This is a genomic window from Shinella lacus (assembly GCF_010994755.1).
GTDB lineage: Bacteria > Pseudomonadota > Alphaproteobacteria > Rhizobiales > Rhizobiaceae > Shinella > Shinella lacus.
Genome location: NZ_WHSB02000004.1, coordinates 237,409 through 253,546, shown reverse-complemented (window position 1 = coordinate 253,546; position 16,138 = coordinate 237,409). Strand labels below are relative to the sequence as shown.

Sequence of the window (16,138 nt, the reverse complement as noted above, 5' to 3'; positions counted from 1 at the left end):
GTTTGCCCAAACGCGCTATGACGGCGAAGGACGGCGAATGAGACATATTGGCACGGTCATCCTGTGGGCGATGATTTCCGCCGTGGTGATCCTCGTGATCACGCTGCCCATCAACCTCCAGACCCAGCTTGTTGCCAGCATCGCGGTCGTCACCTTCATGGCGGTCATCAAGGTGCTGCGCGCCGAGGGAATCTGGCGCCTGATCGCGCTCGCCTTCGGCACGGCCGTCGTGCTGCGTTATGTCTACTGGCGCTCGACCAGTACGCTGCCGCCGCTGAACCAGCTGGAAAACTTCATTCCCGGCTTCCTGCTCTACCTCGCCGAAATGTACAGCGTGATGATGCTGGCGCTCAGCCTCTTCGTCGTCGCCATGCCGCTGCCGCCGCGCAAGAGCCGTGTCGCGGAGACGGGCAAGCTGCCTTCCGTCGACGTGTTCGTGCCGAGCTACAACGAGGATATCGGCCTTCTCGCCAACACGCTCGCCGCCGCCAAGGCGATGGATTATCCGCCGGAAAAGCTGACCGTCTGGCTGCTCGACGATGGCGGCACGGAGCAGAAGCGCAATGCGGCCGCCGTCATAGAGGCGCAGATGGCCGAAGCCCGCCACCGCGAGCTCCAGGCGCTCTGCCGCGATCTCAACGTCAACTACCTGACCCGCGCCCGCAACGAACATGCCAAGGCCGGCAACATGAACAACGGCATGCAGCATTCGACGGGTGAACTCATCGCCATCTTCGATGCGGACCATGCACCGGCACGCGACTTCCTGCGCGAGACGGTCGGCTATTTCGCGGACGACCAAAAACTCTTCCTCGTCCAGACGCCGCACTTCTTCCTCAACCCGGACCCGCTGGAGCGCAACCTGCGCACCTTCGAGACGATGCCGAGCGAAAACGAGATGTTCTACGGCATCATCCAGCGCGGCCTCGACAAGTGGAACGCCTCGTTCTTCTGCGGCTCGGCGGCGGTGCTCCGGCGCACCGCGCTCAACGAGGCCGGCGGCTTTTCCGGCCTTTCGATCACCGAGGACTGCGAGACGGCGCTCGCGCTGCATTCGCGCGGCTGGAACAGCGTGTATGTCGACAAGCCGCTGATCGCCGGCCTGCAGCCTGCCACCTTCGCCAGCTTCATCGGCCAGCGCAGCCGCTGGGCGCAGGGCATGATGCAGATCCTGCGTTTCCGCTTTCCGCTGTTCAAGCGCGGGCTCACCGTGCCGCAGCGCCTTTGTTACATGTCGTCGATGCTGTTCTGGCTGTTCCCGTTCCCGCGCACGATCTTCCTCTTCGCGCCGCTGTTCTACCTGTTCTTCGATCTCGAAATCTTCACGGCATCGGGTGGCGAGTTCCTCGGCTATACGCTCGCCTACATGCTCGTGAACCTGATGATGCAGAACTATCTCTACGGCTCGTTCCGCTGGCCGTGGATTTCCGAACTCTACGAATATGTGCAGAGCGTGCACCTGCTGCCCGCCGTCGTCTCGGTGATGCTGAACCCGACCAAGCCGACCTTCAAGGTGACGGCGAAGGACGAATCGATCGCGGTGGCGCGGCTGTCGGAAATCAGCCGGCCGTTCTTCGTCATCTTCGCCGTGCTGTTCATCGCCTTCCTGATGAGCATCTACCGCTTCTATTCCGAACCCTACAAGGCGGACGTCACACTCGTCGTCGGCGCCTGGAACCTCTTGAACCTCCTCATCGCCGGCTGCGCGCTCGGTGTCGTTTCGGAGCGCAGCGAGCGGGCGGCGAGCCGGCGCGTGACCGTCAAGCGGCGCTGCACCTTCGTCGCCGGCGGCCTGCACCATCCGGCGACGCTGGAGAACGTTTCGGCACATGGCGCGCGCGTGCAGGTCTTCGGCCTGGAGGCGGAGCTTGCGACGGGTGTGCGGGGCGAACTGCGTTTCACGCCCTACGGCTCCGATCATGAGGAGGCCCTGCCGGTCGATGTGCGCAATGTGGAAAACCAGGGCAGCGTGGTCGCCGTCGGCTGCCGCTTCCTGCCGGAGGAGGCGCGGCACCATTCGCTCGTCGCCGACCTGATCTTCGCCAACTCCAACCAGTGGAGCGATTTCCAGGTGTCGCGGCGCTACAATCCGGGCCTGTTCCGCGGTTCGCTGTGGTTCCTGGGCGTCGCCCTCTACCAGACGAGCCGCGGGCTCGTCTATTTCGCGCGCAGCTTCGGCGGCGGCAAGCGGGAGGCTGCACCGTGATGCTCCCTCCTGCAAGGACCGCGCTCATCGGCCTCGTTTTCGCGCTGACCGCCTCCGTCGCGTTCGGACAGGATTCGGCTGTACCCTTCGACATGTCCGGCGAACGCACACCGGGTACGGAGCAGAAGCCGGTGGTCGAGGGCGGCACGCCTGTGACGACGACCGAAACCAAGGAGCCGGAAAAGAAGGTCGCGACGCCCGATCCGCTGACCCGGCGCTATATCGTTCCCGCGACCTCGCTGCTTCTCGAAGGCGAGGCGGCGAGCCAGTCCTTCCCGGTCTTCCTCACCCCGCAGCAGGCCGAGAGCGCGACGTCGATCAACCTCGGCTATTCCAACGCCGTCGTGGTGGCGCCGGAATCCTCGCGGCTGACCGTCGTCGTCAACGACGTTTCGGTCGGCGAACTGCCGGTGCAGTCGGCCGAGGGCACCAAGGACATGCGGTTCGACCTGCCGAAGGGATTGCTCCGGCCGGGTCTCAACCGCGTCACCTTCAACGCCGTGCACCGCCACCGCACCGACTGTACGGTCCGCTCGACCTACGACCTGTGGACCGCGGTCGATCCGGCGCGCACCTTCCTGACGGTGCCGGCCGATACCAGCGGCCGGCTTCTGACCACCGACGACATCGCCGCCATCGGCCTCGGGCCGACCGGGCAGACGAAATTCGTCATGGTGGCGCCGGACATGGGCCAGCCGGTCGCCACCAATGCGCTGATGCGGCTGAGCCAGGGCCTCGCGCTGATGGCGAAGATGCCGAACCAGACATTTGATATCGTTGACGCGCTGCCGGCGACGGCCGGTGCCGGCGAGATGACGGTGCTGGTCGGCACCGCCGACGACCTGGCGGCGATGCTGCCGAGCCTGCCGGTAACGGCGCGGTCCTCCGCGGTCGCCACCTTCGTTGATGCGCCTGCGGGCAACCGCAAGATCTTCGTCGTCAGTGGGCCGGACTGGCCCTCGATCGAGGGAGCGGTGGAGGGCATGCTGGCGCCCATCGACCGGCCGCTCGGCGTCACGCGCGAAGCGCTCAGCGTGCGCCAGCGCAATGCCACCGAAATGCCGCTGGTCTCCGGCGAGATGTCGCTATCCTTCGCCTCGCTCGGCGTGCGCACCGGCGAATTCACTGGGCGGCGCTACCGCACCGGCTTCGACATCGGCATCCCCTCGGACTTCTATGCGGATGCCTATGGCGAGGCGCGGCTGCTGCTCGATGCGGCCTACTCGCCGGAAGTGCTGCCGGGCAGCCATATCGATATCTATGTCAACGGCAACATCGCCACCACCGTGCCGATCACCAGCCGCAACGGCGGCATTTTCCGCCATCTGCCGATCCGCGTGACCATGCGGCATTTCCGGCCGGGGCCGAACCGCGTCGACATCGAGACCGTGCTGATGACGGAGGCGGACAAGATCTGCGCGCCGGGCGCCAGCGCCAGCGAGGAGCCGCGGTTCGCGCTGTTCGATTCGTCCGAATTCCGCATGCCGCGCTTCGCCCGCGTCGCGCGCCTGCCGAACCTGTCCGCTCTGTCCGGCACGGGTTTTCCCTATAACGGCCAGGTCGATCCGACGGCGCTCTACCTCGACCGTCTCGACGCGGACACGCTTTCGACGAGCGCGACCTTCCTTGGCAAGATGGCGGTTTCGAGCGGGCGGGCGCTGCTGGTGAGGCCGGAATCCTCGGCGCTGGCGATCGGCGAGCGCAACGCCATTCTCGTCGGCACCATTTCGCAGCTTCCGCCTCTGGTCCTCGGCCAGACGCATATTGCCGCCGAAAGCGCCTCCTCCTGGGGCGGTCCGGCCGATGGCGGCGGCGAACGCGGTGCGACGCAGGAAGCCTTCGACGAATGGCAGTCGCGCGTGCGTGGCGGCTCTTGGCGCGGGCAGATTTCGGCGCTCGAAACCTGGTTGCAGGAAACGTTCGACATTTCTCTTTCTTCGTTGCGCCTGCTTCCCGGCGAAGAGGAACTCGTCGTGCCGGACGACACCGCGCGCTTCCTCGTCGCACAGGGTAACAGCCCGGAGGAGAGCGCGACCTGGACCGTGCTTTCCGCGCCCACCGGCGTCGATCTCAAGGCCGGCATGGTGGCAATGGCGCAGGACGATCGCTGGCAGCAGCTCGACGGTTATGTGAGCCTCGACAGCAAGGGCGTGCAAGCGCTCGATACGCGCGCGGTGAGCCGCACCCGCTTCGTCGCCACGCAGCCCTGGACCTTTGCCAACATGCGGCTTGTCGCGGCGAACTGGCTGTCCTCCAATATCCTCGCCTATGCCGTGCTGTTCTGCGCGCTGGCGATCCTGCTCGGCATCGCGACTTCGGGTCTGCTTCGCCGCTTCGGACGGGGCGGCTGAGCCGCCCGTTTACCGGCGGTTAACCGTAACAGGGTTTTATCACAACTGGTTGGCTCTTCTTGGGGGACGCGGCGACGCGTTCCACGTTCATGGCGCATGGTGTCGTCGCGGTTCAAGCCGGAGCTTGGTGTTGGTGATGTACCGAAGGATATTCGGGATGAAGTCGATCCTTCTTGCGTTCGTCCTCGTCTCCGCCGGCGTGGCAAGCGTCGCAGGCGTGTCGTTCGGCGTGCCTGAAGGGCTGCGGAAGGGTTTGCCGCGCCTTAGCGCGGGAACCGACGATTTCGCCACCAGCAGCACGCAGGAAAGCCTTCCCCGCCTCGCCAAGCAGGACCGCGTGGAAATCGCGCAAGCCCAGCAGACGGCGCAGGCGACGGGTACGGAGCAAACGCCGGTTACGGCGGTCACCGCGAACAAGCCGGTCGTCGACGAAAGTGCGCTACGCTACTTCGCGGCCCGCGGCGATACCGCCCGGCTGAACGCAGAGATCGCCCGGCTGCGCACGCTCTATCCCACCTGGATACCGCCGGAAAATCCGCTCGCCGTTCCGGTCAACGAAGACAAGCAGCTCGAGGAGATGTGGGCGCTCTACAGCCAGTCGCGGTATGCCGACGTGCGCGCGGCGATCGCCAAGCGCCAGCAGGAAGACCCGCAATGGACGCCGCCCGCCGACCTAGTCGATCGCCTCGACGTGGCGGAGAAGCGCGCGGCCCTCGTCGCCGCCTCCAATGCCGGCAAGAGCGAGGATGTCGTGCGCCTCGGCGCGGAGACGCCGAGCCTGCTCACATGCAGCGATGCCGACGTGCTCTGGCGCGTCGCCGAGGCCTTCGTGAAGACCGACCGCATGCAGCGCGGCAAGGATGCCTATGGCTACATGCTCGACAATTGCACGGACGGGCCGGTGCGCATCGCGACCGTGCAGAAGGCTTCGACTCTGCTGAAATACGGCGACATGCAGGATCTCATCGCCCGCGAGCGCACCGGCACGGACGGCGTGAAGGAATTCGAGACGATCCGCGGCGACCTTGCCCGGCGCTTCGTCGGCGAGGGCGACGAGGATGCCGCGATCACAGTGGCGCCGGCCTATCTGAAGATCGTCGAAAAGCTGGTGGCGGACGAGGGGCTTGCCTCCGATGCGCTGCTGCTCGGCTGGTATCACCTGCGCCGCGAGCAGAACGCCGCCGCCGAACCTTTCTTCCGCAAGGCGCGTGCCGTCGAGGATTCAGCCTCGGCCTCGCAGGGCCTGGCGCTCATCCTGCTCGCCCGCAAGATGCCGATCGAGGCGGAGGATGTGATGTATGCCTGGCGCACCACATCCGACCAGGCGATGGCGACCTATCTCGCCGCGACCGCCAACCTGCTCGCGCTCGATCCGCCGCCGAAACTTGACGCCAAGGTGCTGAACCGCATCGCGCAGGTGACGCTTGAAGAAAAGCACCCGGAGACCGGCGAGCAGTTCGGCTGGTATGCGCTCGCCATGGACCAGCCGACGACGGCCGAGGAGTGGTTTGCCCAGGTGCTGAAGTGGAAGGCCGATTACGAGCCCGCCGCCTATGGCCTCGGCGTGGTGCGCCTGCGGCTGGAGGACCTTGCCGGCCTTGCCGCGGTCAAGCAGGCCTGGGGCGAGCGCTCGGAACGTATCGCGCTGCTTGGCGAGCGTGACACCAGCGACGACGCGGCCCCCGTGCGGCGCGGGCGCGAGGCGCTCGTCGCCCGCACCCAGCGGCGCCTGCCGGCGCGTGAGACGGCGGTCGAGGAGGTCGCGCTGAAGCCGCAGCGCATCGTGCGCACGGCGCGCCGGGCGGAAGGCGCCGTCGATTGCCGCAGCACGCGTGATCCGCGCAGCCTTTCTCCCGCAAGTGCGCTGTCGCTCGGCTGGTGCCTGATGGAGATCAACCGGCCGCTGGAAGCCGCGCAGGCCTTCGAGGCCGCGCTCTCCGGCGAGGGCCGCACGCGCAGCGACGCCGCCTATGGCCAGAGCCTCGCCTACCTGCGCGCCGGGCTGACCAGCGACGCCGCCGTGGCGGCCACCAAGGCGACGCTCGACCAGAGCCGCGGCGCCGAACTGCAGACCGCCATCCTCTCCGACCGCGCCGTCAGCAGTTTCCGGGCGAAACGGTTTCGCGAGACCCTGGTCTATCTCGACCAGCGGGCGCAGTTCCGCGCCGAGCCGACGGACCTGATGGTGCTGCGCGCCTATGCCTATAAGAACCTCGGCATGCGCATCGACGCCCAGCGGCTCTTCGAGGCGCTCAGCGAGACCGGCCGGCAGGACGCCATCCGCGCGCTTGCCGAGATGCGCCGGGAACGGGACGGGCGCCAGTAACGCGATTTGGCCGCAATCGCCGGGGAGGATGTGGGCCATGCGTCTCGGGTTTCTCATCTTTGCCCTGTTTGTCTCGCCGGTCGCCGCGGCGGAAAACCTCTATGTCGTCTGCGACAACGGCCTTCGCTGCGTGAAGGCGCCGTGCCCGTCCTCCACCATGCGCAATCTCGAAACCGGCGAGGAATTCAGGGGCGTGGCTCCCGATATCGCCGGGCTTTCGGACGCCGACCAGCAACGTATCCGTGAAACGGATGCACTCTATTACGGCAGGCTCGTGCTGAGCGGGCACACGGAAAACCGCGAGCAGGATATTGCGGGCAAGCGCCAGAGCCTGCCGGTCCTCGTCATCACCGGTATCGCGCGCGAATCCACGGCCGCCGAGCGGCGGCACTGCCGCGCCGGTTAATCGCGGTCGGGCGCACCGAGCGGGAAATACGCGCGGTACGGACGCCCTTCATCCACGGCGCGGGCGAAGGAGGGGCGGGCGAGCAGGCGCCTGCGGTAGGCGTGCACGCGCTCGAAGGCCGGGTCGATGGCATGCGTCCAGTCCGCGTAGAACAGGAAGGGTGCGGCGGCGCAGTCGGCGAGCGTGAAGGCATCGCCGCAGGCCCAGAGCCTGCCCTCCATGTGCTGGTCGAGCCAGGCATAGGCGCATTCCAGCATCTTTCGCGCCTCGGCATCGCCGAGGGGATCGCGGTCCTTTTCCTGCCGGATGGCATTGAAGACGATGCGCTGCTGCGGCGTCGAGACATAGTTGTCGAAGAAGCGGTCCAGCATGCGCACGTCGAGTGCCACCTTCGGATCGTCGGGAACGAGTTTGACCGGTCCCGGATAATAGAGCCCGAGATATTCGATGACCACGCTCGCCTCCATGACGGTGCGCTCGCCGTCGACGAGGATCGGAAAGCGCTTGATCGGCCAGCGCGCCTCGAAATCCGCAAGCGTATCGGGATCGTTGTGGTCGAGCATGCGGTATTCGAAATCGATGCCGTTTTCATAAAGCGCGATCAGCGCCTTCTGGCAGTAGCTCGAGAAGGGATGGGCGTAGAGAACGGGTTTCATGGCAACCTCCGCGTCTGCGGAACGGTTGTCGCAAATCTGCTTGCAAATTGCAATCGGATTTTGAGGTCAGCCGGCGCGCAGCAGCAGCACCTGCCGCAGGCTCTCGCCATGCGGCCTGGAAAATTGCATCTGGGCGACCGGGATTGCCAGAACCAGAACGACCAGCGCCGTCACGAACAGCATTCCCGGATGCAGCAATCTCGATTTCACGCGTCACCTCATACTCGAATGGCCGATCTATCCACGCCGAACCTGACGCCGCGCTGAACGTCGCGTTCAGCCGGCTGTCAGTTTGCTCCGCCAGGAAGCGCCGGACACAAGACGTGAAAGGACATCCGATGCGCGAAAGAACCGGCCCGGCCGGCAGAGCCGTTTTCTGGCGGCCGCAACTCGGCAGCATTGCGGTCAGCATCCTGACGGCGATCTATCTGCTGGCCTTGACCAACCGGAGCTTCTGGGAAAAGGGCTGGCTCTATCTCGATGGCCGGGCGACGACCTTCGCCTCCATCGTCATCGGCATCGCCTGCCTCTACATCGCGCTCTGCGTCACCGTATCGGTGAAATATGTGATGAAGCCGATCTTCATCCTGCTGATCCTGACGAGCGCGTCCGGCGCCTGGTTCATGGACAGCTACGGGACGATCATCGACATGGAGATGCTGCGCAACGCGGCCGAGACGAACAGTGCCGAGGCCGGACACCTGATCACGCCGGGCTTTCTCTTCCACATGCTGGTCTTCGGCGTGTTGCCCTCGGCGCTTCTCGTTTGGGTGAACGTTCAGCATTACACGTTCTTCTGGAAACTGCGGGCCAATCTCGTCGTCATCGTGCCGGCGCTCATCATCGCGCTGGTGGCCGGCTTCTCCCATGCCCGGGTCTATGCCGCAACCGCGCGCACGCATCGCGACTGGTTCCAGACGCTGAACCCCGTCATCCCGCTCGTCACCGCCGCCCGCTTCGCGGTCCGCCAGACGGCGGACCGCAATGTGGTCGCCGCGCCCATCGGCGAGGATGCCCGGATCGGCGACGCACCGCTTGGCGTGCGCAAGCCGCGGCTGATGATCGTCGTTGCCGGCGAGACCGCGCGGGCCGACAATTTTTCGCTCGGCGGTTACGGTCGCGAGACCAATCCGGAACTGAAGGCGAAGGACATTCGCTATTTTTCCGACACGACGAGCTGCGGCACCGCGACGGCCGTCTCGCTGCCCTGCATGTTCTCCGTCTATACCCGCAGCGCCTATTCGCATGACAAGGGGCTGGCGACGCAGAACCTGCTCGACGTGCTCTCCCATGCGGGCGTGGACGTCGAGTGGTGGGACAACAATACCGGCAGCAAGAAGATCGCCGCACGCGTCAAGGAACGCTCGCTGATCGAAGGCGGCGACCCGCGTTATTGTTCGGGCGGCGAGTGCCGGGACCAGGTGCTGCTCGACAATCTCGACGGCTGGATCGGCTCGGTCCAGAAGGACACCGTGCTGGTTCTTCATCAGATCGGAAGCCACGGCCCGGCCTATTTCGAGCGTTATCCGCAGGAATTCCGCCGGTTCACGCCCGATTGCCGCACCGCCGAGTTTTCCGACTGCACGCGCGAGGAAATCGTCAACGCCTATGACAACACGATCCTCTATACGGACCACATTCTTGCCGGCGTGATCGACCGGCTGGAGAAGGAGCAGGGCCGGCTCGACGTCTCCATGCTCTATATGTCCGACCACGGCGAATCGCTCGGCGAATTCGGCCTGTACCTGCATGGCGCGCCCTATATGATCGCGCCGAGCCAGCAGACCCATGTGCCCTTCGTGCTCTGGCTCGGCAAGGATGCCAAGGCCGCCTATTCCGCCGCCTGCCTCGATGCCGAGACCACGAAGCCGCAATCGCACGATAACCTCTTCCACACCGTGCTCGGCCTGATGCGGGTGGAGACGAAAGTGCGTGATCCGGCGCTCGATCTCGTTTCCCGTTGCCGGTCGGGGGCGCTCTCCTGATCGGCAAGGGTGCTGGCAACGGGAACTGTCCCGTGTATTCTCCCGCTTCGGACGGTGATCGGCGCCGAAGGGCGCCTGCGAAAACCGTCGCAGCGATGCGGAGAGACGGGCATTTGAGAATTCTGCTGATCGAGGACGATGCCGTGCTGGGCGAGGCGGTGCGTGACTACGTCGCCGGGCTCGGCCATGCCGTCGACTGGATGCAGACGCTCGATGATGGCCGCACGGCCTCCGGCACGGTCGATTACGACCTCGTACTGCTCGACCTGCGCCTGCCGGATGGCAGCGGGCTCAGCCTGCTCAAGGACCTGCGCCGGGCAGGCGCCGTCACGCCCGTCATCATCCTCACCGCGCATGACCAGATTTCCGACCGCATCGAGGGGCTGAACAGCGGGGCGGACGACTATCTCGTCAAGCCGTTCAATCTCGGTGAACTCGGCGCGCGCATGCTCGCCGTCGCGCGGCGTTATGCCGGTGCCGCCGTTCCTGTTCTTGAGGCAGGGCCGCTGACCATCCAGCTGGCCGACCGCCGCGTGCTGCGCGAAGGCACGCCGGTCGATCTCTCCAGCCGCGAATGGGCGGTGCTGGCGCGGCTCGCCGCACGGCCCGACGCCATCGTTTCCAAGGGGCAGATCGAGGAGGCGCTCTACGCCTTCGGCTCGGAGATCGAGAGCAACACGGTGGAAGTCTATGTCAGCCGGCTGCGCAAGAAGCTCGGCAAGGATTGCGTCGAGACGCTGCGCGGCATCGGCTACAGGCTCGGCCGATGAGGAAGCCCTTCGCCTTCCCGCCGAAGAGCCTGGCCGGCCAGCTCATGCTGTGGATCACTGCGAGCGTCACGGCGCTGTGGCTTGTCGCCGTGGGTTTTGGCGCGTTGGTCATGCATGACGAGTTCGGCGAGATCTTCGACAGCTCGTTGCAGGAAACGGCGGAGCGGCTGGTGCCGCTGGTCGTCGACGACCTACGCCGGCGCAACGACATCAACGAGCCGCGCCGCATCGAGCGCTCGCCGTCGCAGCCGGGCGAGGAATACCTGACTTACCAGGTGCGCGACGCGAGTGGTCATGTGCTGCTGCATTCCCACACGGCATCCGAACAGCCCTTCGAGGCACCGCTGAAGGTCGGTTTCCGCGATGGGGAGACGGGGCGGTTCTACACGGCCTCGACGCCGGACGGTTCCATCTTCGTGCAGGTGAAGGATTCTGCCGCCGAGCGGCAGGAGGCGATGTTCGAAGGCACGCTCGCGCTGCTACTGCCGGTGCTGCTCATCGTGCCGGTGACGGTCCTCGCCGTCTGGTTCGTCGTGCGGCGCGTGCTGTCGCCCGTCGAGACGCTGCGGGCGGCGATCGGCGAAAAGGACGGTGGCAATCTCGCAGCGATCGAGGCCGTCAGCCTGCCGCAAGAGCTTCAGCCGATCCTGCGTTCGGTCAATCTACTGCTGGCGCGCCTGCGTTCGGTGCTCGCCGCCGAGCGGGAATTCACCTCGAACAGTGCGCATGAGCTGCGCACGCCCATTGCCGGCGCGCTGGCGCAGACGCAGCTTCTCCTCTCCGAGCTGAAGGACGCGCCGGTGCGCGCCCGTGCCCAGCAGATCGAGGCATCGTTGCAAAAACTCACAAAACTCACCGAAAAGCTGCTCCAACTCGCCCGCGCCGAGGCCGGCATCGGCGTCAGCGAAACCACCTTCGACGTCGCCGATGTGGTCGGGGTCGTCGTGACGGATTTCCAGCGTGCATCGGAAGATGCGGGCCGCATCCGCTTCCGCAACGATTTCGCCGGGCAGGGACAACGCGAAGGCACAGCCGATGCCTTTGCCATCGTGCTGCGCAACCTCGTCGAAAATGCCCTGCTGCATGGGCGGGTAGACGAACCGGTCGAGATCCTCCTGACGGGGGAAGGCAATGTACGGATCCTAAACGGGGCGGCCCGTTTGTCCGATGCGGAGCTGTCAACCGTGCGCAAACGGTTCTCCCGCGGCAAGACGCTTGCCGCCGGTTCCGGGCTCGGCCTGTCCATCGCCGACCGGCTGCTTGCGCAGATGCGCGCAAGCCTTGTCCTGACCTCGCCCATTCCCGGGCGTGTTGATGGATTCCAGGCAGACGTCATGTTTCCGGACGCCCGCTGACCGCATCATTGCGGCACCATCTGCGCCATTTCCGAACAGTCTCGTTTTCCAGCATTCCCGCCTTCCGCAGGGGCAGGCGGATACTCACAATTTTTTCTATTAGCATGTGAGAAATATGTGGCTTTCTGACTTATTCTGTGGTTTTCTGTGGTCATAATCAAGAAAAGGTGGGGAACATGGGTCGCAAACCGGAAGACTACGCGCGGCTGCTCGCCAGCGCGCTTTGCAAGTTGCATGCAGCGGAATGCCGTGGGGCATCGCCCCTCATCTCTGAAGACAGTGTGCGGGTGATCAGCGAAACCATCGCCGCGGCGATGGAAGATGCCCGGAAAATTCAAATAGATCAGGAACATGCGGCGTTGCTCGAACGCCGCGAACGCATACATTTACATTCCTGACGTCTCTCCAGTCTGCGCCGCCGTGTGTGCTTGTGCTCGCGGCGGCGGCTTTTTATGGTAGGTGCTAGCAATTCCAGCAAACGTGTTGAGCTGTTTTGCGTTCGGAATTGCGCGATACGTCAAACGCGCCTGACCATCGGGAGGAGACGAGGTGCCGACTGAAGCCGCGCGCGTGGTGCGCGATACGTCCGCCGACCCGGAATTCGGGCCGTGGCTGGCGCAGGCCTCGATCCTCGTCGTCGATGACGAGCCGGGCATGCGCAACTTCCTGATGCGAACGCTTTCGCCGCGCTGCAAGCGGCTGGAGCTGGCCGCCGATACGGACGAGGCCTCGCGCAAGCTCGACCAGCACCATTTCGACGTGGTGATCCTCGACAACATCATGCCACGCAAGAACGGCGTCGAATGGCTTGCCGAACAGCGCGCCATCGGCTTCTTCGCCGACGCCATCCTGATGACGGCCTATGCCGATCTCGAAACCGCCATCCAGGCGCTGCGCGCCGGCGCGGTCGATTTCGTGCTGAAACCCTTCCGCTCCAACCAGCTGCTCAACGCGGTGGCGCGCTGCCTCGACCGTATCCGCCTGCAACGCGAAAACTATGTGCTGCGCTACGAGCTGAAGGCGACCTCCGATCATATCCTGCTGCGCGACCGGCTGATCGGCGAATCCTCCGCCATCGCCCGCGTGCGCGACACCATCGCCCGCGTTGCGCCTTTGCCGACGACGGTGCTGCTCACCGGCCAGTCCGGCACCGGCAAGGAGGTGGCGGCGCGCTCACTGCACACGCTCTCCGACCGGGAGGCGAAACCCTTCGTGCCGGTCAATTGCGGGGCGATCCCGCCGGACATGATCGAAAGCGAGCTGTTCGGGCATCTCAAGGGCGCCTTTACCGGCGCGGAACGGGCGCGCGAGGGTCTGTTCCTGCATGCGCAGGGCGGCACGCTGTTCCTCGACGAGATCAGCGAAATGCCGCCGGCGACGCAGAGCAAGCTGCTGCGCGTGCTGGAGGACCGCAAGGTGCGCCCGGTCGGCTCCGAGCGCGAGGTGCCGGTCGACCTGCGTTTCGTCTTCGCCACCAATGCGGAGCTGGAGAAGGAAGTGCAGGCCGGGCGCTTCCGCGCCGACCTGTTCTTCCGCATCAATGTCATGCAGATCCATCTTCCGCCGCTGAAGGAGCGGGATGGCGACGCGGTGGAGCTTGCGACGCTCTTCATGAAGAAGCTCTCGGCGCAGCTCGCCATGCCGGTCGTGCCGATCGACGCGACGGTGCGCCGGGCGCTTTCCGCCTATGACTGGCCAGGCAATGTGCGCGAATTGCGCAACCTCATCGAGCGCACGCTGATCCTCGGCCGCTTCCCGGAGGGGTTCGGCTCCGGCGCGCCGGCACTGGCCGCTGAGGCGGGCGGGTCGCTTGCCGATGTCGAGCGGCGCCACATCCTGGCGGTGCTTTCCGCCTGCAACGGCCAGCGCGACGAGGCGGCGCGCCAGCTCGGCATTTCGCGCAAGACGATCGACAGAAAACTGGCTGCCTGGGATGGCTGACGGCAGGCACGCCATCCGGCCGGCGCGCTCGGTGCGCTACCGGCTGCTCGCCATCGCCCTCCTGCCCATGCTGGTGATCCTGCCGCTCTTGCTCGGCGTCACCGTCTATCGCTGGAACGAGAAATTCGATGCGACGCTGATCTCCAAGGTCAATGGCGACCTGACGATCGCGCACCAGTATCTCGCGCACATCCTCGACAATACCGGCGAGCACGTCACCGCGCTCGGCGCCTCGGCGCGGTTCCGCGATGTCGCGAATGACGGTGCGGCGCTGAAGACCCTTTTGAACGACGCCCGCGCGCGGTTGGAACTCGATTTCCTCTATGTGATCGCGCCGGATGGAGGTCTCGTCGCTTCGGTGACGGAGGAGACCGCGGGTGCGCTCCGCACCGACTGGCCGGTCATTCGCGACGCACTCGCGGGAAAACCCTCGACGGGGGTCGATATCTTCGAGAATGCCGACCTCGAAAAGCTCTCCCCGGACCTCGCCGCCCGCGCCAAGCTGCCGCTCGTCTCGACGCCGAATGCGGTGCCGACCGAGCGCAAGGAGGAGGCGCGCGGCATGGTCATACAGAGCGCCAGCCCCGTCACGCTCGGCGAGGGGCGCCAGGCGGTGCTTGTCGGCGGCATCCTGCTCAACCAGAACCTCGTCTTCATCGACACGATCAACGACCTCGTCTACCGCGAGGCGAGCCTGCCTGAGGGCAGCCAGGGCACGGCGACGCTGTTCCTTGACGACGTGCGCATCAGCACCAATGTTCGGCTGTTCGAGGGGCGGCGTGCGCTTGGCACGCGCGTTTCCGCCGCCGTGCGCTCGGCCGTGCTCGGCGAGGGGCGCACCTGGCTCGACAGCGCCTTCGTCGTCAACGACTGGTATATTTCCGCCTACGAACCGATCACGGACAGCCACGGCAAGCGCGTCGGCATGCTCTATGTCGGCTTCTTGGAAGCGCCCTTCACGGCAGCGAAATACCAGACCGTGCTCACCATCGTCGCTGCCTTCTTCGCCATCACCGCGGCGAGCGTGCCGATTTTCCTGCGCTGGGCGCGCGGTATCTTCGAGCCGCTGGAACGGGTTGACGCCACTATCGCGCGGGTGGAGAGCGGCGATCTCGGCGCGCGCACCGGCCCCGTCGACAGCCAGGACGAGATCGGCCGCGTCGCCGTGCATCTCGACGACCTCTTGAACCAGCTCGAACGAAGCGACCAGGAACTGCGGCGTTGGAACGAGGAGCTGAACGCGCGTGTCGACGAGCGCACCCGCGAGCTGCAACTCGCCAACCGCCAGCTTGAGGCGACGACCAAGCAGCTCATCCTCTCGGAAAAACTCGCGGCCATCGGCGAGATCACGGCCGGCGTCGCGCATGAGATCAACAACCCGATCGCCGTGATGCAGGGCAATCTGGAGGTCGTGCGCGCCGTGGTGGGCGACCGGGCGGAACTGGCGAAGGTGGAATTCCAGCTTCTCGACGAACAGATCCAGCGCATCAGCCAGATCGTCACGAAACTCCTGCAATTCGCCAAGCCGGAAGAGTTCGCCGGCTTCGTCGATCGGCATGCGCCGGGCCTTGCGGTGGCGGATTGCATGCCGCTCGTCCAGCACCTGCTGGCGAGAGCGGCCATCGAGGTGCGGCTGGAAAACACCGCCGAGCGACTGGTGCTGATGAACCGCACCGAGCTGCAACAGGTCGTCGTCAACCTCGTCGTCAACGCCATCCACGCCATGCCGGATGGCGGACGGCTGACGATTGCGACCCGCGATCGGGATCGCGAGGGGCGGCCGGGCGTCGAGCTCGTCGTCAGCGATACGGGCGTCGGCATGGACCCGGACCTCGTCGCCAAGGTCTTCGATCCGTTCTTCACCACCAAGCGGCAGGAGGGGACCGGCCTCGGTCTTTCCATCAGCCAGACGCTGGTGACGCGGCAGGGCGGCGCCATATCCGTCGCCAGCCGTCCGGGCGAGGGCGCGACCTTCACGGTCTGGCTGCCCGAGGTCGACTGACCGGACAGTTTGTCCGTCGCATCCGGACAAACTGTCCATTCTGATTCCGCTCTTTCCCTCAAATCTTTGATTTTTCAGGAAATCCGCTTTGGCACGTGCCTTGCAAGGTTTCGCGCGGGAGGTTCGGTGGCTGGCGTTTC

12 protein-coding genes are annotated in these 16,138 nt (G+C 65.5%); 10 read left to right on the top strand and 2 right to left on the bottom strand.

Features of this window, described 5'->3' with window-relative positions:
• Window positions 1-37 precede the first annotated feature (37 nt).
• From bcsA to GB927_RS12550, 4 genes are all read left to right on the top strand, one after another.
• Window positions 38-2,206, top strand: a complete 2,169-nt coding sequence (bcsA, locus tag GB927_RS12565; RefSeq protein WP_256117301.1) for a UDP-forming cellulose synthase catalytic subunit — start codon at window positions 38-40, stop codon at window positions 2,204-2,206.
• A complete protein-coding gene (locus GB927_RS12560) occupies window positions 2,206-4,557 on the top strand; it encodes a cellulose biosynthesis cyclic di-GMP-binding regulatory protein BcsB (protein ID WP_256117778.1) in 2,352 nt (783 codons plus the stop codon). Before bcsA ends, GB927_RS12560 begins: the two co-directional genes overlap by 1 nt.
• Window positions 4,558-4,714: 157 nt before the next feature.
• Window positions 4,715-6,883 carry a cellulose synthase gene (locus GB927_RS12555; protein ID WP_256117299.1) on the top strand — a complete coding sequence of 723 codons (2,169 nt, stop codon included), beginning with the start codon at window positions 4,715-4,717 and terminating at the stop codon, window positions 6,881-6,883.
• A gap of 37 nt (window positions 6,884-6,920) precedes the next feature.
• Complete coding sequence (locus GB927_RS12550) at window positions 6,921-7,289, top strand: hypothetical protein (protein ID WP_256117298.1); 369 nt, start codon at window positions 6,921-6,923, stop codon at window positions 7,287-7,289.
• Here GB927_RS12550 and GB927_RS12545 read toward each other — a convergent pair.
• Both GB927_RS12545 and GB927_RS12540 read right to left on the bottom strand, forming a co-directional pair.
• Complete coding sequence (locus GB927_RS12545) at window positions 7,286-7,945, bottom strand: glutathione S-transferase family protein (protein WP_256117297.1); 660 nt, start codon at window positions 7,943-7,945, stop codon at window positions 7,286-7,288. The genes GB927_RS12550 and GB927_RS12545 overlap by 4 nt on opposite strands.
• Before the next feature lie 66 nt (window positions 7,946-8,011).
• The gene (locus tag GB927_RS12540) at window positions 8,012-8,155 is read right to left on the bottom strand and encodes a hypothetical protein (protein WP_256117295.1); all 144 of its coding nucleotides are present in this window, start codon (window positions 8,153-8,155) and stop codon (window positions 8,012-8,014) included.
• A 128-nt stretch (window positions 8,156-8,283) separates the two neighbouring features.
• Here GB927_RS12540 and GB927_RS12535 point away from each other — a divergent pair, with 128 nt between their 5' ends.
• The 6 genes from GB927_RS12535 (at window position 8,284) to GB927_RS12510 (ending at window position 15,998) form a co-directional block, all read left to right on the top strand.
• Window positions 8,284-9,930, top strand: a complete 1,647-nt coding sequence (locus GB927_RS12535; RefSeq protein WP_256117294.1) for a phosphoethanolamine transferase — start codon at window positions 8,284-8,286, stop codon at window positions 9,928-9,930.
• A gap of 113 nt (window positions 9,931-10,043) precedes the next feature.
• Window positions 10,044-10,700 carry a response regulator transcription factor gene (locus tag GB927_RS12530; RefSeq protein ID WP_256117293.1) on the top strand — a complete coding sequence of 219 codons (657 nt, stop codon included), beginning with the start codon at window positions 10,044-10,046 and terminating at the stop codon, window positions 10,698-10,700.
• Window positions 10,697-12,055, top strand: coding sequence for a histidine kinase dimerization/phospho-acceptor domain-containing protein (locus GB927_RS12525; RefSeq protein WP_256117291.1), 1,359 nt, complete (start codon window positions 10,697-10,699; stop codon window positions 12,053-12,055). Before GB927_RS12530 ends, GB927_RS12525 begins: the two co-directional genes overlap by 4 nt.
• 176 nt (window positions 12,056-12,231) lie before the next feature.
• Window positions 12,232-12,453 (top strand): hypothetical protein, encoded by a 222-nt coding sequence (locus tag GB927_RS12520; RefSeq protein ID WP_256117290.1) that lies wholly within the window; start codon window positions 12,232-12,234, stop codon window positions 12,451-12,453.
• A gap of 151 nt (window positions 12,454-12,604) precedes the next feature.
• Complete coding sequence (locus GB927_RS12515) at window positions 12,605-13,996, top strand: sigma-54-dependent transcriptional regulator (RefSeq protein ID WP_256117289.1); 1,392 nt, start codon at window positions 12,605-12,607, stop codon at window positions 13,994-13,996.
• Complete coding sequence (locus GB927_RS12510) at window positions 13,989-15,998, top strand: sensor histidine kinase (protein ID WP_256117288.1); 2,010 nt, start codon at window positions 13,989-13,991, stop codon at window positions 15,996-15,998. The genes GB927_RS12515 and GB927_RS12510 overlap by 8 nt, the downstream gene beginning before the upstream one ends.
• Window positions 15,999-16,138 lie beyond the last annotated feature (140 nt).

Excerpts from the sequence above, each read along its gene's own strand:
- GB927_RS12520 (WP_256117290.1), top strand. The coding sequence starts at position 12,232 with ATGGGTCGCAAACCGGAAGACTACGCGCGGCTGCTCGCCAGCGCGCTT.
- GB927_RS12560 (WP_256117778.1), top strand. The coding sequence starts at position 2,206 with ATGCTCCCTCCTGCAAGGACCGCGCTCATCGGCCTCGTTTTCGCGCTG.
- GB927_RS12545 (WP_256117297.1), bottom strand. The coding sequence starts at position 7,945 with ATGAAACCCGTTCTCTACGCCCATCCCTTCTCGAGCTACTGCCAGAAG.
- GB927_RS12555 (WP_256117299.1), top strand. The coding sequence starts at position 4,715 with ATGAAGTCGATCCTTCTTGCGTTCGTCCTCGTCTCCGCCGGCGTGGCA.
- bcsA (WP_256117301.1), top strand. The coding sequence starts at position 38 with ATGAGACATATTGGCACGGTCATCCTGTGGGCGATGATTTCCGCCGTG.
- GB927_RS12535 (WP_256117294.1), top strand. The coding sequence starts at position 8,284 with ATGCGCGAAAGAACCGGCCCGGCCGGCAGAGCCGTTTTCTGGCGGCCG.
- GB927_RS12525 (WP_256117291.1), top strand. The coding sequence starts at position 10,697 with ATGAGGAAGCCCTTCGCCTTCCCGCCGAAGAGCCTGGCCGGCCAGCTC.
- GB927_RS12510 (WP_256117288.1), top strand. The coding sequence starts at position 13,989 with ATGGCTGACGGCAGGCACGCCATCCGGCCGGCGCGCTCGGTGCGCTAC.
- GB927_RS12550 (WP_256117298.1), top strand. The coding sequence starts at position 6,921 with ATGCGTCTCGGGTTTCTCATCTTTGCCCTGTTTGTCTCGCCGGTCGCC.